Genomic DNA, 26,810 nt, shown 5'->3' on the forward strand with positions numbered 1-26,810 from the left:
GGGTCGCTTCGCAACCCAGCGGGAGCAAGCTCCCTCGCCACAATTTAAAGAGCGAAAGGCAACGGTGTATTGACCGTCTGCCGCTGTGCCAGGCGCAATTGAAACTCCATCGGGTCGTGAATCAGCACGTCCTGCCCGGCGAATGATTCGGCCGCGATCAGGCGCGACAACCAGAACCGCACGCACGCCACCCGCAACAGGGTCGGCCACAACTCGGCTTCGGCCGCCGTGAACGGACGCAGTGCGGCGTAAGCGCCCAACAGCGCTCGCGCTCGCGCTCCGTCGATCAGACCATCGTCATCGGAACACCAGTCGTTCAAGGCAATCGCCACGTCGTAGAGCATCGGCCCCGAACACGCGTTGTAGAAGTCGATCAGCCCGGTCAGGTGCGTGCCCTCGAACATCGCGTTGTCGCGGAACAGGTCGGCGTGGATGTTGGCGCGAGGCAGCGCCAGAATTTTCTCTTTCTGCCGGGTGATTTCTTCCAGCGCTCGCTGCAACAGTTCCTTTTGCTCGGCATTCACGTGCGAAAGGAATTGCGTGCCCTCCTCCAGCATCCAGTCCAGGCCACGATCGGTCTTGCGCTTGATCATGTTTGCGGCTTGGGTGGCCAGGTGCAGATGTGCCAGCAACTCGCCCACTTGCGCGCAATGTTGCGCGTTGGCCTGCTTGATGTGCTTGCCAGCCAGGCGCGGTTGCAACAATGCAGGCTTGCCAGCCAGCTCACGCAACGCCACGCCGTCCGTGGTGCGGATGGCGTATGGCACCGGCAGATCGGCTTGGTGCAACACGTCGAGCAGTTCGATGAAGAACGGCATTTCTTGCACCGGGCCACGCTCGACCAGGGTCAGGACAAACTCGCCCTGCTCCAGGCTGATAAAAAAATTGGTGTTTTCGCTACCGGCGGCAATCCCCTGGAAATCAAGCAGGCGGCCGAGGCCATAAGGGGCGAGAAAAGCTTCCAGCTCAGGCCGAGCCAGGGGGGTGAACACAGACATGTTTAAGCTGCCAGTACGGGCGCTGGTGGGCGCCAATTGAAATTAAGAAACTACTTCCACTCGAAGATCTTCCACGACGGAATCAGCATATCGGGCTGATCCGAGCGGATAAAGTTACCGTCCGATCCATCGGCGCGCACCAGAAAGTACGGTTTTCCGCCCTTCGGCGTGACCTGAATGGCATACAGGAAGCCATTCTGGCGGTATTCCTTGATCGTGTTGTCGCCTTCCGTGCGGATGGTTACATCCGGTTCCGGCGATGGCGCATCGTCCGCCGCCATAACAGCCAATGGAGTGATTGCAAACAAGCCAGCCAGCAACAGGCGATTTAGTGTGCGCATGATAACCTTGTCCCTTTGTCGTCAACGGTCCCGCTATTCTAGCGCCGGACCCGCCGAAAAGGTTGATCCTGCTCATGAGCCAAGCCCCCCTCGTCCTGGTGGACGGTTCTTCTTACCTGTACCGCGCCTTTCACGCGCTGCCACCGCTGACCACGTCCAAAGGCCTGCCGACCGGTGCGGTCAAGGGCGTGTTGAACATGCTCAAGAGCCTGCGCAAGCAGTACCCGGACAGTCCGTTCGCCGTGGTGTTCGACGCCAAGGGTGGGACTTTTCGCGATGACATGTACGCCGAGTACAAGGCCAACCGCCCGAGCATGCCCGATGACATGCGCGTACAGATCGAACCGCTACACCAGAGCGTGATCGCCCTGGGCTTCCCGCTGTTGTGCGTCGAAGGCGTCGAGGCCGATGACGTGATCGGCACGCTGGCCCGCAGCAGCGCCGCGGCAGATCGCCCGGTGATCATTTCCACCGGCGACAAGGACATGGCGCAACTGGTCGACGGCCACATTACCTTGGTCAATACCATGACCGGTAGCAGCATGGACGTGGAGGGCGTGAAGGAGAAATTCGGCGTCGCTCCCGAGCAGATCATCGATTACCTGGCGCTCATGGGCGATTCGTCCGACAACATTCCGGGCGTTCCGGGCATCGGTCCGAAGACCGCTTCCGGCCTGCTGGTCGGCGTCAACGGTGGCCTGACCGAGCTCTACGCGCAGCTCGACATCGTGCCGACCCTGCCGATTCGCGGTGCCAAGACCCTGCCGGCCAAGCTCGAAGAGCACAAGGAGATGGCATTCCTGTCCTATCAACTGGCGACCATCAAGGTCGATGTGCCGCTGGACATCGGCCTTGATGACCTGAAAATGGGCGCGGAAGATCCAGACAAACTCTACGAGCTGTATACCCTGCTGGAATTCAAAAGCTGGTTGAATGACCTCGATCGCGACGCCAAACGACTCGAACTGAGCAGTGCCGCCGCCGAACCTGCGCCAGTCGCTGATCTGTTCAGCGCACCCAAAGTCGAAGCACCGGCCCCCGTCGCCGAAGCCGCTTATGAAACCATCCTTGATCAGGCGCGTTTCGATGTCTGGCTGGAGAAACTGAACAATGCCAAATTGTTCGCGTTCGACACCGAAACCACCGGTATCGATGCGCAACAGGCGCAACTGGTTGGCCTGTCGTTCGCGGTACAGCCTAACGAAGCGGCTTACATCCCGCTGACCCACTCCTACATCGGCGTGCCCGAGCAACTGGATCGCGATACCGTCCTGCGTGCGCTCAAGCCGATTCTGGAAGACCCGAACAAACTCAAGGTCGGCCAGCACGCCAAGTTCGACATGAATATCCTGGCCAATTGCGCCATCGGCGGCGATCAGGCCAATGGCATCACCGTGCGCGGCATTGCCTTCGATACCATGCTCGAGTCCTACGTGCTCAATTCCACGGCCACCCGCCATGACATGGACAGCCTGGCCCTGAAGTACCTGGATCACACCACCGTGAGCTTCCAGGACATTGCCGGCAAAGGCGCGAAACAACTGACGTTCGACCAGATCGCTCTGGAACAGGCCGGCCCGTATGCCGCCGAAGACGCCGACATCACGTTGCGCCTGCATCAGGCGCTGTTCGAGAAGCTCACGGCGATCCCGAGCCTGGCCAGCGTGCTGACCGACATCGAAATCCCGCTGGTACCGGTGCTGGCGCGCATCGAACGCCAAGGCGCGTTCGTCGACGCTGCGCTGCTTGGCGTGCAGAGCATCGAACTGGGCGACAAGATGGTCGCGCTGGAGCGCGAAGCCTTTGAGATTGCCGGCGAAGAATTCAACCTGGGTTCGCCCAAGCAGCTGGGGGTGATTCTCTACGAAAAACTCGGCCTGCCGGTGCTGAAGAAAACCGCCAAGGGTCAGCCGTCCACCGCTGAAGAAGTGCTGGCGAAACTGGCCGAGGACGATTACCGGTTGCCTAAAGTGCTGATGGAATACCGTTCCATGAGCAAGCTGAAAAGCACCTACACCGACCGCCTGCCGGAGCAGATCAACCCTCGTACCGGGCGGATTCACACCTCGTATCATCAGGCGGTGGCGTCTACAGGGCGCTTGTCTTCCAGCGATCCGAACCTGCAGAACATCCCGGTGCGCACCGCTGAAGGACGGCGCATCCGCCAGGCGTTCGTGGCGCCGACCGGCTACAAATTGCTGGCGGCGGACTATTCGCAGATCGAATTGCGGATCATGGCCCACCTCTCGGGCGACGAAGGCTTGATGAACGCTTTCCGCCACAATCTGGACGTACACACCGCCACTGCCGCCGAAGTTTTCAAGGTCGAGCTTGCTGACGTGACTTCCGATCAGCGTCGCAGCGCCAAGGCGATCAACTTTGGCCTGATCTACGGCATGGGTGCGCAGAAACTCGGTAAAGACATTGGCGTCGATACCAAGACTGCCAAGGCGTACATCGATACGTACTTCGCCCGTTACCCGGGTGTTCGCCAATACATGGACCGCACCCGTGCTCAGGCGGCGGAGCAAGGTTATGTGGAGACGTTCTTCGGACGTCGCTTGTACCTGCCCGAGATCAACTCCAATAAACCACAGGAACGCGCCGCCGCCGAACGCACGGCAATCAACGCACCGATGCAAGGTACGGCGGCGGACATCATCAAGAAAGCCATGGTGGCCGTGGACGAATGGCTGGCTTCGTCCGGCCTCGACGCCAAAGTCATTCTGCAAGTGCACGATGAATTGGTTCTTGAAGTACGTGAAGACCTGGTCGATCAGGTCAGCTCTGACATTCGTAAGCACATGAGTGGTGCCGCGCAGCTCAATGTTCCACTGCTGGTGGAAGTCGGCGTAGGTAATAACTGGGATGAGGCGCACTGAGCCAATGAAAAAAGAGCCACGCCTGCTGCGGCATAGTGCCGCGGCGGGCGGTTCGAAGAGCGCTTAGTCCGGAAAATGCTCGGGGTTATTCCAAAGCATTTGAAAAAAATCTGAACTAATCTGGAGAAATGCCACTCAGAGTTACTGAATGGCTGGTGAAGCCCTTCGATGCTCCTATGTTGTGTTAAGTGTTGGCAGATATCTGGACCCCGCCCTAGCGGTCTAGAACTTGAACCCCGGAACTTCCCCCTCCCCATAGAAGTCCGGGGTTTTTTTTGCCCGCAGAAAACTGCCTGAGCGCGCCACAGGCAGTTTTCGACGCTTACTGGGCCTCGGCCTCGGCACCCTTGTCAGCCAGCTCCATCCAGCCTGCCAATACCGTGTAGGCCTCTTCCAGACCCAGGCGTTTTGGCGCCGAAAACAGCTGAATAGTCACCAGATCACCCCAGCCCTTGCGGATTTCCGACTGCACTTTCAGCAGTGTGTTCTTGGCGGCGCCGTAGGTCAGCTTGTCGGCTTTGGTCAGCAAAATGTGCATCGGCATGCCAGCGGCTACGGCCCAGTCGAGCATGAGCAGGTCGAAATCGGTCATTGGATGACGGATGTCCATCATCAGAATCAAACCTTTCAAACTCTCGCGACCGCCCAGATAGGCTTCCAGGTGACGCTGCCAATGTTGCTTGAGCGGGATCGGTACTTTTGCATAACCGTAGCCCGGCAGGTCGACCAGACGGCGTTCATCGTCTAGCTTGAAGAAGTTCAACAGCTGTGTGCGCCCCGGAGTTTTCGAGGTACGCGCCAGGCTGGCGTGGGTCAGGGTGTTGAGTGCACTCGACTTGCCGGCGTTGGAACGCCCGGCGAAGGCGACTTCGAAGCCCTCGTCATCCGGACATTGGTCGACTTTGGCGGCGCTGAGCATGAAGGTGGACTGTTGGCACAGACCGAGGATGGGATTCTTGAGTTGCATGGGATTTCCGATGTGGGCGGCGCCAGGAATGGGTGCGGCAAGCAGTGTCGCTTCCGTTTCAGTGACGCCAGTATATAATGCCGCAGATTTTGTGTGCGCTTTGTCCCAACGCAGGATGAAGTTCACGGGAGCGATAGACCTTGATTGCGCATTAGAACGCAGAACGCTCTCAACCCTGAAAAGGTCGTTTTATGACGAAATGGCTGCTAGCTGCCGGTGTCCTGATACCGCTTTACAGCGCTCAGGCTACACAGGATCCGGAAGCTGTGTACAACCGTGTTTGTGGTGCCTGTCATTCCGGCCAACTACCCATGGCGCCCCGCAAGGGCGATCAGGAAGCTTGGACGCCGAGGTTGGCGAAAGGTATGGAGACGCTGGTGCAACACGTGACCCAGGGTTTCAAGGCGATGCCGCCGCGTGGTTTGTGCATGGACTGCAGTGCCGAGGATTACCAAGCCATCATCCAGTGGATGAGCGAGTAAACCCGGTCCATAACTCTTAACCCTTAGCCGTAGTTGGATTAGCTGATGAAGAAATTGATCGTGAGTCTGCTGTTGACCGTGGGCATCTCCGGCATGGCCAATGCTGCAGGTGAGGCAGTACAGCCGGGCGATGCAAAAGCCGGCCAGGCAAAAGCCGCCGTATGCGGGGCCTGCCATGGCCCGGATGGCAACAGCATGGCGCCGAACTTTCCGAAACTGGCGGGCCAGGGTGAGCGCTACCTGACCAAGCAGTTGCACGACATCAAGTCGGGCAAGCGCACTGTTCTGGAAATGACCGGCCTGCTGACCAACATGAGCGATCAGGATCTGGCCGACATGGCCGCCTACTTCGCCAGCCAGAAAGGCAGCGTGGGCGCCGCCGATGAAAAACTGGTCAAGCGCGGTGAGAATCTGTTCCGCGGCGGCGATCTGGCCAAGGGCCTGCCATCCTGCACCGGGTGCCATTCGCCAAATGGCGCAGGCAACGCAGCCGCCGGCTTCCCGCACCTGGGTGGTCAGCACGCTCAATACATCGCCAAGCAATTGACCGATTTCCGCAAGGAAGACGGTGGACGCACCAACGATGGCGACACCAAACCAATGCAAAGCATTGCCAAAAAGCTGAGCGACGAAGACATCGCCGCAGTGTCCAGCTACATTCAGGGCCTGCACTAAGGCCGGCGAATCGAGCGTTGCGCAAGGCGTACGTCTCTTGCAACGTTAACGCTCGATTAATCCGTCGCAGCAAGTATAAAAAGGGTGGCTTTGGCCGCCCTTTTTTGTGGCCGCTGCCGTTACACTACAGAACTCAGGCCCGCCAGGATCTGTCTGAAAAACAGGTCGCGCGAGGCGATAAAATTTGTCCAGGAGTAAAGCATGCGTAATCTGATTATCAGCGCCGTTTTTGCCGCTGCCAGCCTGTTCGGCATGACTGCCCAGGCCGCCGAAGCCCCAGCCGCCCCTTACGTAGAACTGAGCAATCCGGTTCCGGTAGCCGTGCCTGGCAAAATCGAAGTGGTGGAACTGTTCTGGTATGGCTGCCCTCACTGCTATCACTTTGAACCGACCATCAATCCATGGGCTGAAAAACTGCCATCGGACGTGAACTTCAAGCGTATTCCAGCGATGTTCGGCGGTCCTTGGGACGCTCATGGCCAGATGTTCCTGACCCTCGAATCCATGGGTGTCGAGCATAAGGTCCATGCCGCGGTGTTCGACGCAATCCAGAACAAGAAAATGAAGCTGACCGACAAGAATGACATGGCCGACTTCCTGGCTACGCAAGGCGTAGACAAGGAAAAATTCCTGGCCACCTTCGACTCCTTCGCGATCAAGGGTCAGGTTGTTCAAGCCCGTGAATTGGCCAAGAAGTATGAAATCACCGGCGTTCCAACCCTGGTCGTGAACGGCAAGTACCGCTTCGATGTGGGCTCCGCCGGCGGTGCCGAACAAGCGCTGCAACTGGCCGACAAACTGATCGACAAAGAGCGAGCGGCTACCAAGGCTGCCGCCAACTAAGGGCAGTACCCGCCATGCGCCGCTGGGGTACTGAACGCGTCGTTGGCCTGCATGATCCGCGGGTCAACGAACATCATCTGGAATCCACGGGCCTGCCCGCAGACAGTCGTCTGCGCTTGCTCAGTTTCAATATTCAGGTCGGCATCAGTACCGAGCGTTATCGGCATTACCTGACCCGCGGCTGGCAGCATTTGCTGCCCCATACCGGGCGGGCCGATAACCTGCAAAAAATCGGCAATCTGCTGGGCGACTTCGATCTGGTCGCCTTGCAGGAAGCCGACGGCGGCAGCCTGCGCTCAGGCTACGTCAATCAAGTCGAACACCTGGCCCAGCTCGGCGCCTTCCCCTACTGGTATCAACAACTCAATCGCAATCTCGGACGCCTCGGCCAGCACAGCAATGGCGTGCTCAGCCGCCTGCGCCCGTGGGCGATCGAGGATCATCCGCTGCCGGGGCCCAAGGGTCGCGGAGCGATTCTGGTGCGTTTCGGCGAAGGACCGGAAGCGCTGGTGGTGGTCATGATGCACCTGGCATTGGGTGCACGCGCCCGAAGCATGCAACTGGCCTACATCCGCGAATTGATCGGCGGTTACAAACATCAGGTGCTGATGGGTGACATGAACACCCATGCCAGCGACCTGCTGCAACACTCGCCGTTGCGCGACCTTGGCCTGCTCGCCCCTCAACTCGAAGCGACATTCCCCAGCTGGCGCCCGCAGCGCTGCCTGGACCATATTCTGCTGAGCCCGTCCCTGACCCTCGAAAAGGTCGAGGTGCTGGCCCAACCCATTTCCGATCACCTGCCGGTCGCGGTAGAGATTCGTCTGCCGGGTTCGCTCACGGCTGATGCATTGCCCGCGTTGAGTCCTGCCCTTCGCGGAACCCCTGAATGAGCGACGAAACACAGCGCTGGAAAGAGAAGTACCTCAAAAGCATCGAACACCAGGAAAAGCTCGAACGCCGCTGGGACGCCCGGCTCGATTTGTTGCGTCGCGGGCTGGTGCGCAGCACCCTGGCCGCAGAAGGCACCGATCGCGCCGTTGACCAGTGCATGAAGGAAATGCGCGAGGTGGTGCGCACCGACGACATGGACGCCGGTCTGGCCGCCCTGCTCCCGCGCCTGGAAAAAGCCGTACTCGACTCCGAACAGCGCCGGGAAACCCGGGTCAACCAGACCAGCGCCGCGTTGAACGCGTTGGTCACTCAACTGCAAACATTACCGCTGCCTCGAGAAGTCAGTCGCCCGCTCAAGAATTTTGCCAAGCAACTGGACAGCCGGGTCAGTCAGGCTCGCGAAATTCCACTGCTGCTCAGTGAACTGAGCGGTCTGCAAGGCAAGGCCCTGAGTCAGCTGGAAAGCCTGCCAGAACCCGAACGTCCAGGCCTGCTAAAGCGGTTGTTCGGTCACCGCGACTCAGATGATCTACAAGTCACGGCCACAGCCAACCCAGCCGCCAGTGCGCCTCTGGCCGTGACCGTGGCGGTACCTGCGGTTGCCACAACGGCTGAAACAACCAGCGAAATCCTGTTCACGGCCGAACCAATGCCTGTGGAACCGCCGGCCAACGCCTCCACAGTCGTCGCCCACCCGCCACACCCGACACCTGCAGTGGCGATAGAGCCCGACGTCGCCGCACCGCTCGTTCCATCCTTCAATGAACCGCACGATGCCCCCGAAACTGATCGCGCCGTGTACGTTGAACAACCCCCTACTGGTATCGTCGAGCCCGCTAGCGGGAATGAGCTGCAAACCAATCCGGACGAACTTACCCCCGCTCCCTTACCCGAGCCGGCGTTGTTGCCTCCAAGCGCGGCAACAGGCGATTCCGGGCAGGTCGGGCACGATATGTTTTACGCGCTGCCGGACTCTCCCGAGCCGTCCTACAGCTCGGTGGCCAAACACATTGAGCAAACCCTGCTCGGCTTGCTTGACGATCTCACGCTACCTGAACGCCATCGGCCTCAAGCAGAGTCGATGCGTGATCGCTTGAAAAATGGTCTGAACTGGTACGAATTGCTACCGATCCTCGACGATCTGGCAACCTTGATGCTAGCGATTTCGGACAGCGGCCAGCATGAATTCGAAGCCTATCTGCAACGCCTCAACGAGCGTCTCGAGTCGTTCCAGAGCAACCTGCAAGCTGCCAGCGCCGATCACGCCGACAGCCGCACGGCCGCGCATGCCCTGGACACGCAAATTCGCGAACAGGTCGGCGGCCTGCAAACCAGCATGCACGAAGCTGCAGACCTGGAAGGTCTGAAGCACGTTCTGGAAAACCATCTCGAAGGCTTGCTCGGCACCATGGACGAGCATCGCAAGCAACGCGACGAACGCGAGCAGGAAGTGGCCGCTCGCCTGCAAAGCCTGGCCGAACGGGTGGCACATATGGAGCAGGAAGCTTCAGGTTTTCGCGAACACCTCGAAGAGCAGCGCCAGAAAGCCTTGATCGACCCGCTCACCGGCCTGCCCAACCGCGCCGCCTGGAGCGAACGCCTGGATCACGAGATCGGCCAATGGCAGCAACATGGCAATACGCTGATGCTGGCGATGCTCGACCTCGATCATTTCAAACGCATCAACGATAACTACGGTCACCTGGCGGGGGACAAAGTGCTGAAAATCATCGCCACGGTGCTGCGCAAGCGACTGCGCGGGACAGACTTCATTGCCCGCTTTGGCGGAGAAGAGTTTGTTCTGTTATTACCGTCGACAGTCCCGGCGGCCGGCCTGAAACTGCTGGAACACCTGCGAGCATCGATCGAGGCTTGCCCGTTCCACTTCAAGGGCGAGCGGGTCACGATCACGATTTCCATGGGGCTTGCCGCCTTCAAGCCCGGCGAACACAGCGATCTGGTGCTCAAAAGAGCCGATCAGGCGTTGTATCGGGCAAAAAATGCCGGACGCAACCGGGTGGAGCTGGGCTGAAGGCCAATTGTTCCATTTTGTTTAAATGGTCGCGATTGCCCGCGGCATGCAAGGCAGTACGTTACACTGTTGCATTACTGTCTTGCGTGCTTTCGCCATGAAATATCTTGCCCTTATCGTATCGCTCGTTGTGCTGGCTGGCTGCGCCAGTGGCCCCCGCTACGACACCCGTTATCCATCTGCCAACCACGACAGTCGCATTCAGTTTGTGGTGCTGCACTACACCTCCACATCAATGGAGCGATCGGTGCAATTACTGACCCACGGCGAAGTCAGCGCCCACTACCTGATCGGCGACGACAAAAACGCGACCATTTATAAACTGATGGATGAAAACCTGCGGGCCTGGCATGCCGGGGAAAGCCAATGGCAAGGCCGCACCTGGATGAACTCCAGCTCCCTTGGTATCGAAATCGTCAACCCGGGTTTCAAGGACACTCCGACCGGACGCCTCTGGTATCCCTACACAGAAGCGCAGGTCCAGTCGTTGATCGTCTTGCTCAAAGACATCAGCCAGCGCTACAAAATCAGCCCTCGCAGCATTGTCGGCCATAGCGATATCGCGCCGTTGCGTAAACTCGATCCCGGCCCGCTATTCCCCTGGAAACGCCTGGCCGCCGAAGGCATTGGCATTTGGCCAAACGAACAGGCGGTCGCCCGGCAGCAAACGCAATTCGAGACGCAGCTACCGAGCATCTCCTGGTATCAGGCGCAGCTGGCACGCGCGGGGTACGAAACACCACAGACTGGCGAACTGGACGTCGCCACACGGCATGTCATTGCAGCCTTTCAAATGCATTTCCGCCCGTCCCGTTTCGATGGCACGCCGGACGCACAAACTGCTGCGCTGCTACAGGTATTGAATCAGACAAAATAATGACGGCCGCCCGACGGTCAGCGCGTTTTTTTCATCAGCAGCTATAACTCATTGGTAATTCTTCGGATATTCCACAATGCCTGCTGCTCGAGAGACATTTCGTAGTTGGTTCTATCGCCCGTGGTTTCTGGCGATGCTGGCTGCTGTCCTGAGCGCAACAATGATGATGGCAGGCAGTTACTTCATCGCCATCCACCAGCTTGAGCAAGAAGAAAGCCGGGAAATGAACGCCCAGGGCGAACGTTTTCTCGCTCGCCTGGAACAATTGTTTGGGCAACTGAGGGAAAGCCTCGATGACCTGGAAGCCCAACCGCTGCGAAGTTGCGATGACGAAATGATCGCGACGTTGCAGCAAGTGAGCTTCAACTATCGGTTCGTATACGAAGCGGCCTATATGGACGCCTCGCGTATCTGCTCCAACCGCCCACGCCAGGAAGGTTTGTCGCTGGTGCGGGCACCGGACATCAAAGGACCGACCTACAGCTACTGGCTCAACACCACCACCGAACCCGATGAAAACCGCGCCGCGCTGATGCTCGGCCGCGGCAACTTCCGTGTGGCCACTTCTCGCGGCCATTTGACCGACATGGTCGACCTGTCACCGGGCAGCAGCCTGTTGGTGATCCTTGACCACGGCACGCGGGCGATACCAGTGCTCGGTGTTTCCCAGGTGTGGCCACCGACGGAGTCCTGGCCACCAAAGACCCGCGATGCCTTGCTCGTCACGCACACCCGCCTGATTTACCGAATGCCCACCGACAACCCGGAATACCAATTGGTCCTGATCAGCCCGCGCACCGGCACGCACATTCCGCCCGTATGGTGGTGGCTGCTCCCTGTGTGTCTGTTGCTGTCAGCCTGCGTGGGTTTCCTGGTGTTCCTGCTGGTGCGCCAACGCCAATCGCTGGATGCTGAGTTGACCGGGGCCATACGCCGGGGCGAATTGCAGGTGTTGTATCAACCGATCTTCGATCTCGACAGCCGCAACTGCGTTGGCGCCGAAGCCTTGCTGCGCTGGCGACGACCCGATGGCACGCTGACCAGCCCCGACCTGTTCATCCCGATGGCAGAGAACACCGGGCAGATCCGCCAGATGACCGACTTCGTCCTGCAACGCCTGCTTGAACAACTTGGGCAACTGCTTCGGGCCAATCCGCAGCTGTACATCTCCGTCAACCTGGCGGCGTGCGATGTGATGGTTCCACGCATCGGCCAGGTGATGGCGCGCCTGCTGACGTTGCATCGAGTGGCAGCCAAGCAGATTGCCTTTGAAGTGACCGAACGGGGTTTGATCGATGTGGTGGTCGCCCGAGAGAACCTGCAAGCCTTGCGCGATGTCGGACATCAAGTGCTGATCGATGATTTCGGCACCGGCTATTGCAGCCTGGCTTACCTGCAAACCCTGCCGGTGGATTGCCTGAAGATCGACAAGGCTTTCATCGATGCGCTGGGCCATGACGCCGCAAGCAGTGGCGTAGCCCCGCACATCATCCACATGGCGCAATCCCTGCACCTGAAGGTGATTGCCGAAGGCATTGAGCATGAAGCCCAGGCAGCGTTACTGAGCAGTGAAGGTGTGAAGTTCGGCCAAGGCTGGTTGTTCGCCCACGCGCTGAGCGCCGTGCAGTTCATCGAACTGATTACCCGCGGGCGCCGGCTGACCAACCGGCGCCTGGATGACGAGGCCTGAAGCCTACACCGACAGTGCCATGTAGAACTGGGTGCCCTGCCCCGGCCGCGAATAAACGCCCATCCGTCCGCCGTGCAATTGCACAATTTCCTTGCACAACGCCAGGCCGAGCCCGGCTCCGCCTTTTTTGCGGCCCACCTGGACGAAAGGCTCGAAGATCCGCCCCTGTTGCCCATAGGCAATGCCTTCGCCGTTGTCCTCGACACTGATGATCACCCGATCGCCATGGCGCCGCGCCTGCAAGCGGATCAGCCCGCCGGCAGCGGTATGGCGCAGCGCGTTGTCGATCAGATTATCGAGCACCCGGTCCAACTGTGGTTGATCGGCCTGCAAGCGTGGCAACGGCCCCTGCACCTCAATCAACAGCTCAATGCCCTTCTCTTCGGCACCTCTGGCAAAGCGAAGCTGCGCCTGCTCCAGCAGATCCTCGATGGAGCAAGGCGCCAGCACCAGCTTCTGCAGACCGTTCTGGTAACGGGAGAAGTTCAGCAGGTCGTTGATCAGCTGCATCAGGCGCTGCATTTCTTCGTTCACCGTGTCCAGCAGATCGGCTTCACGGGAATCCTGCGGGAAGTGCGCGCGTTCGCGAAACAGGCCGAACGCCATGTGCATGCCGGTGACCGGTGTGCGCAATTCATGGGAGGCGCGCAGCACGAATTCGCTGCGCACCCGTTCGAAGGCACGCTGCTCGGTAACGTCATGCAACACCATGACCGCGCCGAGAATATGGCCCTGGGTGTGGCTCACTGGCGTGAGGCTGTAGGTCAACAGCCGCGTCTCGCCATCGACCTCCATGCTCAGATCTTCGGGCGCCCGCTCCAGCGTGCCGCCACGCAGAACCAATTGCAGCTGCTCATCAAGCTCAGGACGCTCCAGCGCTGTGCCCAGGCCTTGCCCGAGTCGATCACTGTCCCAGCCCAACTGACGCTGAGCCACCGGGTTGAGATGCTCCAGATGGCCCTGGCGATCGATCATCAGCAAGCCATCGTCGATGCTGTCGAGCACCGCCTGCAAACGTTGCTGACCGGCCAGCAGCTCATCGACGTTGGTCGCCTGATGCTCGCGCAGTGCCTCGGCCATGATGCCGAAGCGCCGGGTCAGCTGATTGAGCTCGACGGCCGAAGAAACCGGCAGCAAGACATCGAAATTCCCCTGCCCGATGTTATCCGCCGCTTGTGCCAGCGCCTCGATGGGTTCGCCAAAACGCCGGGCGATGGCGTGAGCGGTCACGAAGCCGATGATCAACACCGCCAACCCGACCAACCCCAGCAGGCCGGCGACCAACAGCGCCCGCTCGCGAGCCTTGCGCTCGGTCGCGCCGATGTTATCCAGGGCGCGCTTGTGTTCAATGATCAAACCATTGCGCAGCGCGTTGAATCTTTCCGTGAGTTCATCGTTGCCGGACAGCACATGAGCATGATCGGGCGAAACTTCATAGGCCCGAATAAAGCTGAGGTAATCAGCCTTGGCCTTCTTGAATCCGTACTCGTTTCCTTCGGACTGCGCTTCCTGGGCGATTCCCTGGTCCAGCAATTCGAAATAACGCCGTTTGGAGGCTTCGAAGGCTTGAGAATCAGGGCGCTCGCTGAGCATGATGATCAACTGATCGCCCAGCGTCTGGCGCAATTTAAGGCCAATATCCAGGGTGACGAAGTTGTTGCGTACCAGTGCTTCCTGACTCCCGGCCATCTGCATCACGCTGACCAGTCCGAGCAAAAGCCCGAGCAGCGCGACGGTTATCAGCGCGGAAATGCTTAAAAACAGGCGGGTCCGCAACTTCATCGCCAGCTTCATCGGAGGCGACTCACAAGTTGTACTGTTTGCGTTTGCGATAAAGGGTCGACGCGTCGATTCCCAAGGTTTTGGCAGCTTGATCCAGTGTACCGGCGGTGGCGAGAACCGCGCCGATGTGGGCTTTTTCCAGTTCGTCCAGACTCAGCGCGGCACCAATGCGCGGGGCGTTGTTGACCGGTGTTTCCGCCATCCCCAGGTGAGTGATCTCGACACGCTCCTGCGGGCAGATAATGCTCGCCCGCTCTACCACGTTGCGCAACTCGCGGATGTTGCCCGGCCAGCGGTAACCGAGCATTGCCTCAATGGCTTCATCACTGAACCCCCGCGCCGGACGCGCGTACTCTTTGACGAACCGGGCCAGAAAGCGATCGGCCAGGTTGATGATGTCTTCCCTGCGCTCGCGTAGCGGCGGCAAGTGCAGGGTGATGACGTTCAGGCGATAGAGCAGGTCTTCGCGAAAACGCCCATCACGGACCATGTCTTCGAGATTCTGGTTTGTGGCGGCGAGGATGCGAACGTCGGCGCGGCGCGTGACCGGGTCACCGACTCGTTCGTATTCCTTGTCCTGGATGAAACGCAGCAGCTTTGGCTGCAGAACCAAGGGAAAATCGCCGATCTCGTCGAGAAACAGCGTCCCGCCATCGGCTTGGTTGACACGGCCCAACGTGCTTTCACTGGCACCGGTAAATGCACCACGGCTGTGACCGAACAGTTCGCTTTCCATCAGTTCGGCCGTCAGCGACGGGCAGTTGATGGTGATGCACGACTTCTTGGAGCGTTTGCTCCAGCCGTGAATGGCTTGGGACAGTTCACCCTTACCCGTACCGGACTCGCCAAGAATGAGGATATTGGCATCGGTATTGGCGACCTGCCGTGCGGTTTCGAGCACCACTTTCATCGCCGGGCTATGAGAGTCCAGACCGTCCTTTGGTTTGCGTACCTCGCCTTCCAGTGCTTCCAGGCGCGCCGACAACTGCCGTACTTCCAATTGCTTGGCGGTAGCCAGACGTAATTGATCGGGGCTGCACGGCTTGACCAGATAATCCGCGGCGCCCGCCTGGATTGCATCCACCGCCGTGTCCACGGCCGAGTGTGCGGTAACGATCACTACCCGCATCCAGGGCGCCTGGATGCGCATCTGGGCCAGCACATCCAGGCCATTGTCTTCGCCCAAACGCAAATCGAGGAAGCACAGGTCGAACACCTGACGCTGCAACAGCGCTTCGGCCTGGGCAGCGCTGTTGGCCGTTGCCACGCTGTAGCCTTCGTCTTCAAGGCAATATCGAAAGGTACGCAGGATGGCGGACTCATCATCCACCAGAAGAATACGGCCTTGATGCTCGGTGGCTGATTCCATTTTCCTACGCTCCTTAATGAATGATCTTAGGTTAGTCCCGGAAAAATCGGGCAAGTTGCATGGTTTATTCTGATCTATTAACGCCGTCTCAGGGTAGCTATCTGCAAACACCATGAGTTGCGTCTTTTTCTGACAGTCACGTCCTTCTCTCAATTCAAAATGATTGCGATGCCGTATGGCAAATCGTGCATTACGCACGGACGGGCAACGCAGCATCGTGCAGGATGCCGCCGAACAGACTTTTTAATCATCAGTAACATATTGATTTATAACGTATTTTTTCGATGAAAAAAGCTGGCATGACGACTGCAATGATCTGAGCAATGCAGGGCAACAACAACCGCCCTCAACCAGATCACCCCACGCGGGAGGAGCTTCAGAATGAATCGTCAACGTGCCGCCCAATTACGTCTCTCGCCACTGCACATCCAGCAAGGCTTGTTTTGCGTTTTTGCGCTGCTGGTCACTCTGATTGCCGGTCAACAATTTTTGCGCTGGGAGCAGGATCAGCAGCAAGCAGCGCCACGCGTGTCGTTTCAACAACCGATCCAAACCCACTTCAGCGCGGCCGGCAGCGGCATGAATGACACCGCCGCCATGCGCATGATGGACGTCGACCAGGCACAACCTGTGAACGAGATGCCTCGTCAAGAGCGCTGGGTTTTCTGATTACACAAACTTGGCGCGTTCGATGCGCCGGGACAAGCACCTCTAAAATAGAAGCGTAAGGAGAATCACCATGTTGAGCTGGGCAATCACATTCTTGATCATTGCCATTGTCGCTGCCGTACTGGGCTTCGGTGGTATCGCGGGCACCGCCACGGGTATCGCCAAGATTCTCTTTGTCGTGTTCCTGGTGATGTTCATTGCTTCCTTCTTCTTTGGCCGTCGCGGCCGAGGTTGAACATGAGCGTTTCGTTGAAGACACTGGCAGCCGCCCTGCTACTGGGCGGTAGTGCCATGGCGATTGCTGCCAATGACGGGCAGATGCGGGTCAACGAGTTGCTGAAGACCGACCCGCAGTACCAGGAAACCTGGCAAGGCGTCGTCAAGAAAGAGGAACGCCTGCCGGAATGGGTCATGAACCTGTCCGGCGATGCCGAACAAATGAATGCCGTTGAAGAAGATGGCGAGCAGTATCTGGTGGGGCCGCTGTGCGAATCCAAGGCGACATGCCCTGACAAACGCTTGATTGTCGCCGTCAGCTTCGACAAAAAAGATGCCTACGCCATGCTGGTCGAGGTGCCTGCGGGATTACCTGCAGACAAGTCGCCGACCCGACATGCCAGCTATCGATTTATCGGTAAGCCGGACCAGGGCATGCAGGACTTGTTGATGGAGCAACTCAAGAAAGATCCGAACTGGTACTAGGTTTCAGACACGTGAGAGAAGCCTCGCTTTTCTCCACCTGCGCCACCTGAGGAAGGCTGGCGCATGACCAAGGGGTCGGGACGTTCTGCCTGCTTCAGGGGCGGAGTGACCTACGGGTACAGGGAGTACCTGCGCAAGGGCCGGGTCAGGAAAAGCTGCGACGCAAGTTCGCCGGTCGATCATGGCTCGACGGACTTGCGGAGAGCTTGCTCAATCAAGTGACAGCGTACTCCCGTTTATCCCCGCACCTTTTAAAAGCCCCTGCCTCAGTCTCTGCAAAATTCCCTGCCGTCATAACCCCCACTGCGACCGTATATCGAGAAATATTGCCTGCGTCCGCGCGCAATTCCATGGGCGGATTGGTCGGTTTTATCGGTAATTCGCCGTCGATTCCACTGGTCAAAAAACAATCAATCAGCGCTGTGATGACCGGTTCACGGCACTTATGACTGCCGAAATGTCACATTCGAACCGATTGCGACGTCGCTTTCAGCTAAAAAACCTCATGCCGATTCGGCATAGGGTAGGCGTTTACGGCATTAGACGTCGCTTCCTTGCATCGGAATAGTTGCGCCTTTTTTCGCCTGCCAGAGAGCCACTAACAAGCGCTCCGGGGCTCCTTATACGGGGGCATTTGCGTGACTTTTTCGCCACAAGCGAACCCGCTCACGCGATTGCCCGAGTCAAACTGAAGTAAGGGTAAAGATATGAAGAAGGCAAAGCTTAGCCTCGCCTGGCAGATCCTCATCGGTCTGGTGTTGGGGATTGCAATCGGTGCGCTGCTCAACCATTTCAGTGCCGAGAAAGCCTGGTGGATCAGCAACGTCCTGCAACCGGCAGGCGATATCTTTATCCGTCTGATCAAGATGATCGTGATCCCGATCGTGATTTCCTCGCTGATCGTTGGTATTGCTGGCGTGGGTGATGCAAAGAAGCTCGGCAGCATCGGCCTGAAAACCATCATCTACTTTGAAGTCGTCACCACCATTGCCATCGTCGTTGGCCTGTTGCTGGCCAACCTGTTCCATCCGGGTGCCGGCATCGACATGAGCACCCTGGGTACTGTGGACATCTCCAAGTACCAGGCGACCGCGGCCGAGGTGCAGCATGAACACGCGTTCATCGAAACCATCCTCAACCTGATTCCGTCGAACATCTTCGCGGCCATGGCCCGTGGCGAGATGCTGCCGATCATCTTCTTCTCGGTGTTGTTCGGTCTCGGTCTGTCGAGCCTCAAACCCGAATTGCGCGACCCGCTGGTAACGATGTTCCAGGGCGTGTCGGAAAGCATGTTCAAGGTCACTCACATGATCATGAACTACGCCCCGATCGGCGTTTTCGCACTGATCGCGGTCACCGTTGCCAATTTCGGCTTCGCGTCCCTGCTGCCGCTGGCCAAACTGGTGATCCTGGTTTACGTCGCCATCGCCTTCTTCGCCTTCGTGGTACTGGGCCTGATCGCCCGCCTGTTCGGCTTCTCGGTGATCAAGCTGATGCGCATCTTCAAGGATGAGCTGGTGCTAGCCTACTCCACCGCCTCCTCCGAAACCGTGCTGCCGCGCGTGATCGAGAAGATGGAAGCCTACGGCGCGCCGAAAGCCATCTGCAGCTTCGTGGTGCCGACCGGTTACTCGTTCAACCTCGACGGTTCGACTCTGTATCAGAGCATCGCGGCGATCTTCATCGCTCAGTTGTACGGCATCGACCTGTCGATCAGCCAGCAACTGCTGCTGGTCCTGACCCTGATGGTCACCTCCAAAGGCATCGCCGGCGTACCGGGCGTCTCCTTCGTGGTGCTGCTGGCTACCCTGGGCAGCGTCGGCATTCCGCTGGAAGGCCTGGCCTTCATCGCCGGTGTCGACCGCATCATGGACATGGCGCGTACCGCACTGAACGTGATCGGCAACGCCCTGGCCGTGCTGGTTATTTCCCGCTGGGAAGGCATGTACGACGATGCCAAGGGTCAGCGCTACTGGAACTCCCTGCCGCACTGGCGCAGCAAAGAGAAGCTGCCGGCCGGCGAAGTTTCCAGCAACTGACACGCGCCCTGTAGGAGCATGGCTTGCCCGCGATGAATGAAAGCGCGGTGCATCTGATACACCGAGGCGTCCCGATCGCGGGCAAGCCTTGCTCCTACACAAGTCAATGACAGCACCAGACAAACCCCGGAGAAATCCGGGGTTTGTCGTTTCCGGCCACCCCGCTATCATTCGCGCATCTTTTGGGGGATTTGACTGATGCTCAATGGCCTGTGGCTTGGCTTTTTCATCGTGGCCGCGATTTCGGCGCTGGCGCAGTGGCTGATCGGCGGCAATGCCGGAATCTTCGCGGCGATGGTGGAAAGCATATTCGCCATGGCCAAATTGTCGGTCGAAGTGATGGTATTGCTGTTCGGCACCCTCACCCTCTGGCTGGGTTTCCTGCGGATTGCCGAAAAAGCCGGGATTGTCGAATGGCTGGCCAAAGCCCTCGGCCCGCTGTTTCTGCGCTTGATGCCGGAAGTCCCGCCGGGCCACCCCGCCATCGGCCTCATTACCCTGAACTTCGCCGCCAACGGCCTGGGGCTGGACAACGCCGCCACGCCCATCGGCCTCAAAGCGATGAAGGCCCTGCAGGAACTCAACCCCAGTGACACCATCGCCAGTAACGCTCAGATCCTGTTTCTGGTGCTCAATGCTTCTTCCCTGACCCTGCTGCCGGTGACGATCTTCATGTACCGCGCCCAGCAAGGCGCGCCTGATCCGACGCTGGTGTTCCTGCCGATCCTGCTGGCCACCAGTTGCTCGACCATCGTGGGCTTCCTCGCGGTGGCCTTCATGCAACGCCTGCGTGTCTGGGACCCGGTCGTGCTCGCGTATCTGATCCCGGGCGCTTTGGTCCTTGGCGGGTTCATGGCGTTGCTGGGAACCATGTCGGCAGCCGCGCTGGCCGGTTTGTCGTCGATCCTCGGCAATCTGACGCTATTCGGCTTGATCATGCTGTTCTTGATCATCGGTGCGATGCGTAAAGTCAAAGTCTATGAAGCGTTCGTCGAAGGCGCCAAGGAAGGCTTCGATGTGGCGAAGAACCTGCTGCCGTATCTGGTGGCGATGCTCTGCGCGGTGGGTGTGCTGCGAGCGTCCGGGGCTTTGGATTTTGGCCTGGACGGCATTCGTCACCTGGTGGAGTGGGCCGGCTGGGACACGCGTTTCGTCGATGCACTGCCCACTGCCATGGTCAAACCGTTCTCAGGCAGCGCCGCCCGGGCGATGCTGATCGAAACCATGAAGACCTCCGGCGTCGACAGCTTCCCGGCGCTGGTGGCGGCGACGATTCAGGGCAGTACCGAAACCACGTTCTATGTGCTGGCGGTGTATTTCGGGGCAGTGGGTATCCAACGAGCTCGGCATGCGGTGGGCTGTGCGTTGTTGGCGGAGCTGGCCGGCGTGCTGGGTGCCATCGGGGTTTGCTACTGGTTCTTTGGGTAAATCCAACATTTATCGCTGGCAAGCCAGCTCCCACAAGGACCGCGCAGTTTCTGTGGGAGCTGGCTTGCCAGCGATAAGGCCCGCAGAACCTTTAAGGTCTCGCGGGAAGCACAATTTTCTGGCCTTGCTCAACCGCCCAATTCACCACCTGCGCCGTCAATTGATCGCTGGCCTGGCCGAACCCGGCCACCACCGCCGGCACTTTTACATCATTGAGCGGCTGACGAACCTCAAAGCGGCGGCTGGCGAGGATGTGCTGGTCGTAGCTGCGCACCAGCAATGCATCCACGCGTACCACCACGCTGGCGTTCGTGCCCTGGTATTCGGTCTGGAAGGCTTGCAGGACACCGCCCAGCTCCAGATCCGTCTGGAAAATGCTGTCATCGGTGCTCAACAGCGAGACCCGACCATCGCGCTGGAAACCATCGAGCAGGCGATTGCGCACGAGCACCGGTGCCGGGTCGCTCCAGCGCGAGCCTTTGTAGCTGCTGATCACATCGCCCTGAGGAATGACCGCTATGTTCGGACTGTTCAACGCTTCGCTGGCCTGAAGTTTGGTCAGGCGCAACGACCAGCGTTGCGCCGCACCATGACTGCTCGCCGGAATGCTCTGAGCTGAAGGCAAACGATAGACATCGAACGGCTCGGGCTTGGGCAGGATCGAGCAGGAGCTGAGCAGCATGAAACCGGCGAGGAGGGCGATGAGGGTCAGCTTCATGGAGTGAATTCCTTGTTCTTGTCACTGCCCAGCAGGTAACCGCTGGGGTTGGCCTCAAGGCGTTGAGAGATGGCGCGCAGCGCGGTGAGGGTTTCGCGCAGCTCACGCACCGCCGGAGCCAGACCATTGAGGCCCTGCATGCCGTTGTTGATCGAGTCCTGATTGCTGCTCAGCAATGTGTTGATCGTCGCACTGCTCTGTTCCAGCGACTTCATCGCTTGCTCGGCGCTGCCGAACATCTGCTTGCCCTGATCGTTGAGCAGTCCATTGGCGTTGCGCATCAGCGCTGAGGTTTGCTCCATCATGCTGCTGGCCTGCTTGCCCACCGAGGACAGTTGCTGCATGGCCTGGCGAATATCGCCACGCTGGTCGGCAATGACCCCGGTGGTTTGCTCCAGATGTTCAAGGGTCTTGCTGATGCGCTCGATGTTTTCCGTGGAAAACATCAGGTTGGCGTTGTGCATCAGCATGTTCACGCCGGCCATCAGGTCGTTGCTGTCGTTGAGCAGACGGGCGATAGGCGAGGGCGATGCAACGATTGTCGGCAGGTTGCCGTCCTTGCCCTTTAGCGTCGGGCTCTGTGGCGTGCCGCCGCTGAGCTGGATGATCGATGTCCCGGTGACCCCGGTCAGCGCCAGTTTGGCCTGGGTGTCTTCCTTGACCGGCGTGTCGCCGCCCAGGCGGATCCGCGCCAGTACCCGCCGCGGGTCTTGCGGGTCCAGGCGCAGCGATATCACATCGCCGACCTTGATACCGCTGTACTGCACCGAACTGCCTTTGGACAAGCCGCTGACCGCCTCGTTGAACACGACTTCGTAGTCCTTGAACGCGGTATCGACACTGGACTTGGCCAGAAACAAACCAAAGAGCAGGGCGCCTGCCACCACAATCACAGTGAACAGGCCGATCAATACATGATGAGCTCGGGTTTCCATGTCAGACCTCGTTGAGCTGTTGAGCGGCCGTCAGTGCCGCGCGGCCGCGAGGGCCATGGAAGTATTCGTGAATCCACGCGTCGTCGGTTTCCGATACCTTGTCGATGGCATCCGCCACCAGCACTTTCTTCTGCGCCAGCACCGCCACGCGGTCGGTGATGGTGTAGAGCGTGTCGAGATCGTGAGTCACCAGAAACACGCTCAGGCCCAAGGCATCGCGCAAGGTCAGGATCAGCTGATCGAACGCCGCCGCGCCAATTGGATCGAGGCCGGCGGTGGGTTCGTCGAGAAACAGGATGTCCGGGTCCAGCGCCAAGGCCCGCGCGAGCGCCGCACGCTTGATCATCCCGCCGGACAAGGAGGCGGGGTACTTATCCGCCGCTGACAGTGGCAACCCGGCCAGGGCCAGTTTCACCGCGGCCAGATGTTCGGCATCGTCGCGGCTCAGGCCGGCGTGTTCGATCAGGGGCAGCGCGACGTTTTCGGTCACGGTCAGGGAAGAGAACAGGGCGCCTTTCTGAAACAGCACGCCAAAACGCCGCTCAATCAGCGAGCGTTCGTGTTCCGGCAACGTCGGCAGGTTTTGCCCGAACACTTTGACCACGCCTTCGCTGGGCTGACGCAAGCCGACAATGCTGCGCAGCAACACTGACTTGCCGCTGCCGGAGCCACCGACGACGGCGAGGATTTCGCCCTTGTACAAATCCAGATCGAGGTTCTCATGCACGCTCTGGCGGCCGAAGCGATTGCACAGCCCACGGACTTCAATCACCGCCTCGGCGGGCGCTCGGGGTAAACGACTCACCAGCTCATCTCCATGAAGAACAGCGCGGCCACGGCGTCGAGCACGATCACCACGAAAATCGATTGCACCACGCTGGACGTGGTATGCGCGCCGACGGACTCAGCGCTGCCGCTGACCTTGAAGCCTTCCAGGCAGCCGATAGCGGCAATCAGGAACGCGAACACCGGCGCTTTGACCATCCCCACCAGAAAGTGCTGAACACCGATGTCCGATTGCAGCAGCGAAAGGAACATTGCCGGCGAGATATCCAGCGACACCGCACACACCACGCCGCCACCGACAATCCCCGAAACCATCGCCAGAAAGGTCAGCATTGGCAACGAGACCAGCAGGGCGAGCACACGCGGCACCACCAGTAATTCCATCGGATCGAGACCGAGGGTGCGAATGGCGTCGATTTCCTCGTTGGCCTTCATCGAACCGATCTGCGCAGTGAACGCACTGGCCGTACGCCCGGCCATGAGAATCGCAGTCAGCAGCACGCCGAATTCCCGCAGGAAGGCGAATGCCACCAGGTCCACCGTGAAGACGCTGGCACCGAACGTGGTCAGCACGGTCGCCCCGAGAAACGCAACGACGGCGCCCACCAGAAACGTCAGCAAGGCAACGATGGGCGCGGCATCGAGACCGGTTTGCTCGATGTGCGCGACCATTGGCGTGATGCGCCAGCGTTTGGGGCGGAACAGGCCACGGACGAGGGTTTCCAGAATCAGTCCGACGAAACCCAGCAGTTGCAGGGTGTCCTGCCAGACTGCGTCCACCGCGCGGCCAATGCGGGTCAACAGTTGAATGCCGACGCTGATTTCCGGCTCCTTGACCGGCACACAGAAATCGGTCAGCGACTGGTAGACGGTTTGCAGCAACGCACGGTCGGCAGAGGAGAGGGTGCAATCAGGGTGTTCGGCGGATCGCCCCAGACGCTCGGAGCCCAGCAGTTCCACCAGCAATGAAGCGCCGGCGGTATCCAGGGCGCCGAGACCGTTGAGGTCGATGTGGGTGCTGGCATCGTATTGGCCTTCAAGCTTTTCGCTCAGGCGCTTGAGGTCGGCGTAATGGGCAAGCGTCCAGTCCCCGGTCACCCGGATCCGGGCGGGGGCGAGCGAGGTGTCCAGATGGGCATTGCCGGCCAATGTGCTGCTGGTCATAAGCTCCGTGCTTTTTCGGCTATTTACGCTGACTTACGTAATACCACGAACGGCCTCACTTTTCTTTGGCCGGTGTGCTGTCCTTCACTTTGAAGCGCAATACGCCGATCAGCTGGCCGTCTTCGGTAAGTACCCGGACCTGCCATTTGCCTGCCGGATTGCCGGGGAAGTTCTGTTTGTGAGTCCAGGCCCGATAGCCTTCCTTGCGCCCACCGTGGATGTCCAGCGGAATGCGGTCGACCTCTTTGCCGTTGAACTGCCACACATGATAAATCCGCTCGTCCAGGCCACGCGGCGCGTTGATCGCGGTGTAGGCATACAGGCCACCGCCGCGAATCTGCTCGGCACTGACTTCTTCGAGACTGGCGCCTGGCGTGCGATCTTGCATTTGCGTGCTGATGGCCACGTCGGTCATCCACAAGGTCGCTGGCGGCACCCATGAGCGCAACACCCAACCGACACCGCCGATCCCGATGGTGATGCTCAGGATCGCCAGCGCATTGCGCACGGTGCGAATCGGAAAAATCGACGCCAGGCTCGGGAACGACAGCAATACGGCAATACCCAGCGCCCATTTGAAACTTTGCGAGGTGGTCAGGTGCATGATCACCGGCAACGCGGTGAGGAGGGCGGCGAACAATGTCAGCGTATGCAGCGCGAGGAACGCCCAGCGTCGCGGCGCCAGCCATTTGTAGTAAAGCGGGTCGACGATGGAGATCAGTGCGGCGATGCCGAGCAACCCGGTGAAGAACAACTGGCCGCTGTTCCAGGTGGTGGTGATGAAAAAGAACGGCAGAACGAAAAAAAGGCTTTCCTGATGGATCATCTGCGTCGCGTAACGCAGCAACGGCTGAGGAATTTCCCGCTTGAAGATCCGCGTGAACAGCTTGGTCAGGCTATTTTCCAGCATCAGCCAGATCCAGCTGATCAGCATGATGGTGGTGATCCAGCTGGCCAAGCCCTGCTGACGGTCGACCAGAATGAAGCTGCCGACCCCGGAAACAAAACCACCGAGCGCAATGACCCCGGGGTAGCGCTTCATCAGCTCGAGGATGCGCTGTACAAAAAGGGTCAGAGTCGACATTCGGCGATTCACATTAGTCGTAGGAAAAATCTCAAACAGGTTACCGCCGGCACGACGACGTGGCGAGGGTAAGCGCTATTTTCTGCGATGCAAGCGCCAGGCTGCCAGGCTCAACACCAGCAAACCCAATACCCCTCCCATTACCCACAACACTTGGTCATCACTGAGCAACGGCTTTTCGATCCGCACGTAACCCGGTTGCAGGAGCAGCTCGCGCATCGCCTTGTTCGCTTCAGCCAGTGATACCGCTTGCAGTTCCTTGGCGGGGTTGGCGAAACGGCCGTCCTGATAGTCTCCCAACGCGCTCCAATAGTAATCGGCCAGCGCGCTGTTGCCTTGCACGGCCCAGGATTGACGGGCGATAGCGGCTTGCTTGAGACGGTTGAAGGTCTCAGCGTTGAGGCCGTCCTTGAGTAATTGCGCCTTCAATTCATCCAGCACCGTCAGGGCCTCGGCTACGTCGTCACGCTCAAGGTCGGCGTTGAGGCTCATGAAACCAACCCCGCCGAATACCTCACGCTCGGCCCATGGGCCGTATGACAAGCTGTGCGCCAGCCGCAGTTGGCGATACAGCGCCCAGTCCAGATAGTCCTTGAGCAGGTCGAAGGTTTCGTCATGCTGATCCTCCAGCACCGGTTCCGGTACCAGCCAATGCAGCTTGGCCCCGCCCCCGACGAAGCCGCGTGTCAGCACGCGCTCGTGGGCCGCGCTGGCCTGGATTTGCGGCAGCGGCGGATGATTACCCGGCTCGATCGGTACCAGCGTGCCGTAGGTGCGTTCCAGATAGGCCGGCAGCAAGCGATCCAGGTCGCCGACCACGATCAGCGTCATGTTGTTGGGCGCGTACCAATCCTTGCGGACTTTCTCCAACTGCTCGCGGGTCAACTGATCGACTTCGGCGCGCTCGGAGCATTTCAGGCCCAATTCCACGGCCAGTTGCTTGCTGGCGGTGTGACCCAGGTCCTGGCGATCCAGCCAGCGTTGCAAATGCGAGTAGTGACCGCCGTCTTCGCGCTCGACCACTTGTTTGGCCGCGTTGATGGCGTTGTCGTCGAAGTGAGTCTGGGTCAGCAATGCCAGCAGCAGGTCGAGGACTTTGCGCTGATTCTTCGCCGGGGCTTCGATCACGAACGTGGTGTCGGCGTTGCTGGTGAACGCATTCCACTCACCGCCCAGCGCTTGCATGCGCTCTTCAAGCCCGCCTTCGCCGCTGGCGTCGATACCGCTGAACAGCAGATGCTCGAGCAGATGTGGCAACTCTTTGTCAGCGCAGCCGAAATCATCAATGCCGACGCCGACTACCAGCCGGATTGCCACATGCCCGCGTTCGGCACCGGGTTTGAGCAGAATTTGCAGACCGTTGCGCAGGGTATAACCCTCGACCTGGAAGCGATCCAGGGCAAACGACGGGAATGAGCCGAGCAACAAACAGGCGAACAACAGGCAACGCATA

Annotated in this window: 24 protein-coding genes; 13 read left to right on the forward strand and 11 right to left on the reverse strand. The window is 59.3% G+C overall.

Annotation, left to right across the window (positions count from 1 at the left end):
• Nucleotides 1–44: 44 nt before the first annotated feature.
• On the reverse strand, nucleotides 45–998 hold the full coding sequence (locus ASD60_RS12015) for a homoserine kinase (RefSeq protein WP_056854209.1): 954 nt from the start codon (nucleotides 996–998) through the stop codon (nucleotides 45–47).
• Between the two features lie 50 nt (nucleotides 999–1,048).
• Complete coding sequence (locus tag ASD60_RS12020) at nucleotides 1,049–1,339, reverse strand: DUF2782 domain-containing protein (protein ID WP_015092908.1); 291 nt, start codon at nucleotides 1,337–1,339, stop codon at nucleotides 1,049–1,051.
• 74 nt (nucleotides 1,340–1,413) lie between these two features.
• Between ASD60_RS12020 and polA the strand changes: the two genes are divergently transcribed.
• Nucleotides 1,414–4,221, forward strand: a complete 2,808-nt coding sequence (gene polA, locus ASD60_RS12025; protein WP_056854210.1) for a DNA polymerase I — start codon at nucleotides 1,414–1,416, stop codon at nucleotides 4,219–4,221.
• A gap of 322 nt (nucleotides 4,222–4,543) precedes the next feature.
• Here polA and yihA read toward each other — a convergent pair whose 3' ends face one another.
• Complete coding sequence (gene yihA / locus ASD60_RS12030) at nucleotides 4,544–5,188, reverse strand: ribosome biogenesis GTP-binding protein YihA/YsxC (protein ID WP_056854211.1); 645 nt, start codon at nucleotides 5,186–5,188, stop codon at nucleotides 4,544–4,546.
• A 191-nt stretch (nucleotides 5,189–5,379) separates the two neighbouring features.
• Here yihA and ASD60_RS12035 point away from each other — a divergent pair, with 191 nt between their 5' ends.
• The 7 genes from ASD60_RS12035 (at nucleotide 5,380) to ASD60_RS12065 (ending at nucleotide 12,681) form a co-directional block, all read left to right on the forward strand.
• The gene (locus ASD60_RS12035) at nucleotides 5,380–5,670 is read left to right on the forward strand and encodes a c-type cytochrome (protein WP_046818664.1); all 291 of its coding nucleotides are present in this window, start codon (nucleotides 5,380–5,382) and stop codon (nucleotides 5,668–5,670) included.
• 45 nt (nucleotides 5,671–5,715) lie between these two features.
• Entirely contained in the window at nucleotides 5,716–6,345 is a 630-nt protein-coding gene (locus ASD60_RS12040; protein ID WP_056854212.1) for a c-type cytochrome, read from the forward strand.
• Nucleotides 6,346–6,546: 201 nt separating this feature from the next.
• Entirely contained in the window at nucleotides 6,547–7,188 is a 642-nt protein-coding gene (gene dsbA, locus ASD60_RS12045; protein WP_056854213.1) for a thiol:disulfide interchange protein DsbA, read from the forward strand.
• 14 nt (nucleotides 7,189–7,202) lie between these two features.
• Nucleotides 7,203–8,081, forward strand: coding sequence for an endonuclease/exonuclease/phosphatase family protein (locus ASD60_RS12050; protein WP_056854214.1), 879 nt, complete (start codon nucleotides 7,203–7,205; stop codon nucleotides 8,079–8,081).
• Nucleotides 8,078–10,114 (forward strand): GGDEF domain-containing protein, encoded by a 2,037-nt coding sequence (locus ASD60_RS12055; protein WP_056854215.1) that lies wholly within the window; start codon nucleotides 8,078–8,080, stop codon nucleotides 10,112–10,114. The genes ASD60_RS12050 and ASD60_RS12055 overlap by 4 nt, the downstream gene beginning before the upstream one ends.
• A gap of 97 nt (nucleotides 10,115–10,211) precedes the next feature.
• Complete coding sequence (locus tag ASD60_RS12060) at nucleotides 10,212–10,991, forward strand: N-acetylmuramoyl-L-alanine amidase (protein ID WP_056854375.1); 780 nt, start codon at nucleotides 10,212–10,214, stop codon at nucleotides 10,989–10,991.
• 76 nt (nucleotides 10,992–11,067) lie between these two features.
• Nucleotides 11,068–12,681 carry an EAL domain-containing protein gene (locus ASD60_RS12065; protein ID WP_056854216.1) on the forward strand — a complete coding sequence of 538 codons (1,614 nt, stop codon included), beginning with the start codon at nucleotides 11,068–11,070 and terminating at the stop codon, nucleotides 12,679–12,681.
• Nucleotides 12,682–12,684: 3 nt separating this feature from the next.
• Here ASD60_RS12065 and ASD60_RS12070 read toward each other — a convergent pair whose 3' ends face one another.
• Together ASD60_RS12070 and algB are read right to left on the reverse strand one after the other, a co-directional pair.
• Nucleotides 12,685–14,475 carry a KinB sensor domain-containing domain gene (locus ASD60_RS12070; protein ID WP_056854217.1) on the reverse strand — a complete coding sequence of 597 codons (1,791 nt, stop codon included), beginning with the start codon at nucleotides 14,473–14,475 and terminating at the stop codon, nucleotides 12,685–12,687.
• A 10-nt stretch (nucleotides 14,476–14,485) separates the two neighbouring features.
• The gene (gene algB / locus ASD60_RS12075) at nucleotides 14,486–15,832 is read right to left on the reverse strand and encodes a sigma-54-dependent response regulator transcription factor AlgB (RefSeq protein WP_056854218.1); all 1,347 of its coding nucleotides are present in this window, start codon (nucleotides 15,830–15,832) and stop codon (nucleotides 14,486–14,488) included.
• Between the two features lie 381 nt (nucleotides 15,833–16,213).
• Here algB and ASD60_RS12080 point away from each other — a divergent pair, with 381 nt between their 5' ends.
• The 5 genes from ASD60_RS12080 (at nucleotide 16,214) to ASD60_RS12095 (ending at nucleotide 20,670) form a co-directional block, all read left to right on the forward strand.
• Nucleotides 16,214–16,501: a hypothetical protein gene (locus tag ASD60_RS12080; protein ID WP_056854219.1), complete on the forward strand. Its 288-nt coding sequence runs from the start codon at nucleotides 16,214–16,216 to the stop codon at nucleotides 16,499–16,501.
• A 70-nt stretch (nucleotides 16,502–16,571) separates the two neighbouring features.
• The gene (locus tag ASD60_RS28240) at nucleotides 16,572–16,736 is read left to right on the forward strand and encodes a DUF1328 domain-containing protein (protein WP_003170804.1); all 165 of its coding nucleotides are present in this window, start codon (nucleotides 16,572–16,574) and stop codon (nucleotides 16,734–16,736) included.
• Nucleotides 16,737–16,738: 2 nt separating this feature from the next.
• Nucleotides 16,739–17,203: an inhibitor of vertebrate lysozyme family protein gene (locus ASD60_RS12085; RefSeq protein WP_056854220.1), complete on the forward strand. Its 465-nt coding sequence runs from the start codon at nucleotides 16,739–16,741 to the stop codon at nucleotides 17,201–17,203.
• A gap of 707 nt (nucleotides 17,204–17,910) precedes the next feature.
• A complete protein-coding gene (gene gltP / locus ASD60_RS12090) occupies nucleotides 17,911–19,242 on the forward strand; it encodes a glutamate/aspartate:proton symporter GltP (protein ID WP_056854221.1) in 1,332 nt (443 codons plus the stop codon).
• Between the two features lie 198 nt (nucleotides 19,243–19,440).
• Complete coding sequence (locus ASD60_RS12095) at nucleotides 19,441–20,670, forward strand: nucleoside recognition domain-containing protein (protein ID WP_056854222.1); 1,230 nt, start codon at nucleotides 19,441–19,443, stop codon at nucleotides 20,668–20,670.
• Nucleotides 20,671–20,761: 91 nt separating this feature from the next.
• Here ASD60_RS12095 and ASD60_RS12100 read toward each other — a convergent pair whose 3' ends face one another.
• The 6 genes from ASD60_RS12100 to ASD60_RS12125 all read right to left on the reverse strand — a co-directional run bounded on the left by ASD60_RS12100 (nucleotide 20,762) and on the right by ASD60_RS12125 (nucleotide 26,809).
• A complete protein-coding gene (locus tag ASD60_RS12100; RefSeq protein ID WP_056854223.1) occupies nucleotides 20,762–21,388 on the reverse strand; it encodes an ABC-type transport auxiliary lipoprotein family protein in 627 nt (208 codons plus the stop codon).
• Nucleotides 21,385–22,323 carry an MlaD family protein gene (locus ASD60_RS12105; protein ID WP_056854224.1) on the reverse strand — a complete coding sequence of 313 codons (939 nt, stop codon included), beginning with the start codon at nucleotides 22,321–22,323 and terminating at the stop codon, nucleotides 21,385–21,387. Before ASD60_RS12105 ends, ASD60_RS12100 begins: the two co-directional genes overlap by 4 nt.
• A 1-nt stretch (nucleotide 22,324) precedes the next feature.
• Nucleotides 22,325–23,128 (reverse strand): ABC transporter ATP-binding protein, encoded by an 804-nt coding sequence (locus ASD60_RS12110; protein ID WP_056854225.1) that lies wholly within the window; start codon nucleotides 23,126–23,128, stop codon nucleotides 22,325–22,327.
• Complete coding sequence (locus tag ASD60_RS12115) at nucleotides 23,125–24,273, reverse strand: ABC transporter permease (protein WP_056854226.1); 1,149 nt, start codon at nucleotides 24,271–24,273, stop codon at nucleotides 23,125–23,127. Before ASD60_RS12115 ends, ASD60_RS12110 begins: the two co-directional genes overlap by 4 nt.
• 55 nt (nucleotides 24,274–24,328) lie before the next feature.
• Nucleotides 24,329–25,357, reverse strand: coding sequence for a DUF5924 family protein (locus ASD60_RS12120; protein WP_056854227.1), 1,029 nt, complete (start codon nucleotides 25,355–25,357; stop codon nucleotides 24,329–24,331).
• A gap of 75 nt (nucleotides 25,358–25,432) precedes the next feature.
• On the reverse strand, nucleotides 25,433–26,809 hold the full coding sequence (locus tag ASD60_RS12125) for a M16 family metallopeptidase (protein WP_056854228.1): 1,377 nt from the start codon (nucleotides 26,807–26,809) through the stop codon (nucleotides 25,433–25,435).
• Nucleotide 26,810: the final 1 nt, after the last annotated feature.

Origin of the sequence: Pseudomonas sp. Root562, assembly GCF_001427125.1 — a bacterium.
GTDB lineage: Bacteria > Pseudomonadota > Gammaproteobacteria > Pseudomonadales > Pseudomonadaceae > Aquipseudomonas.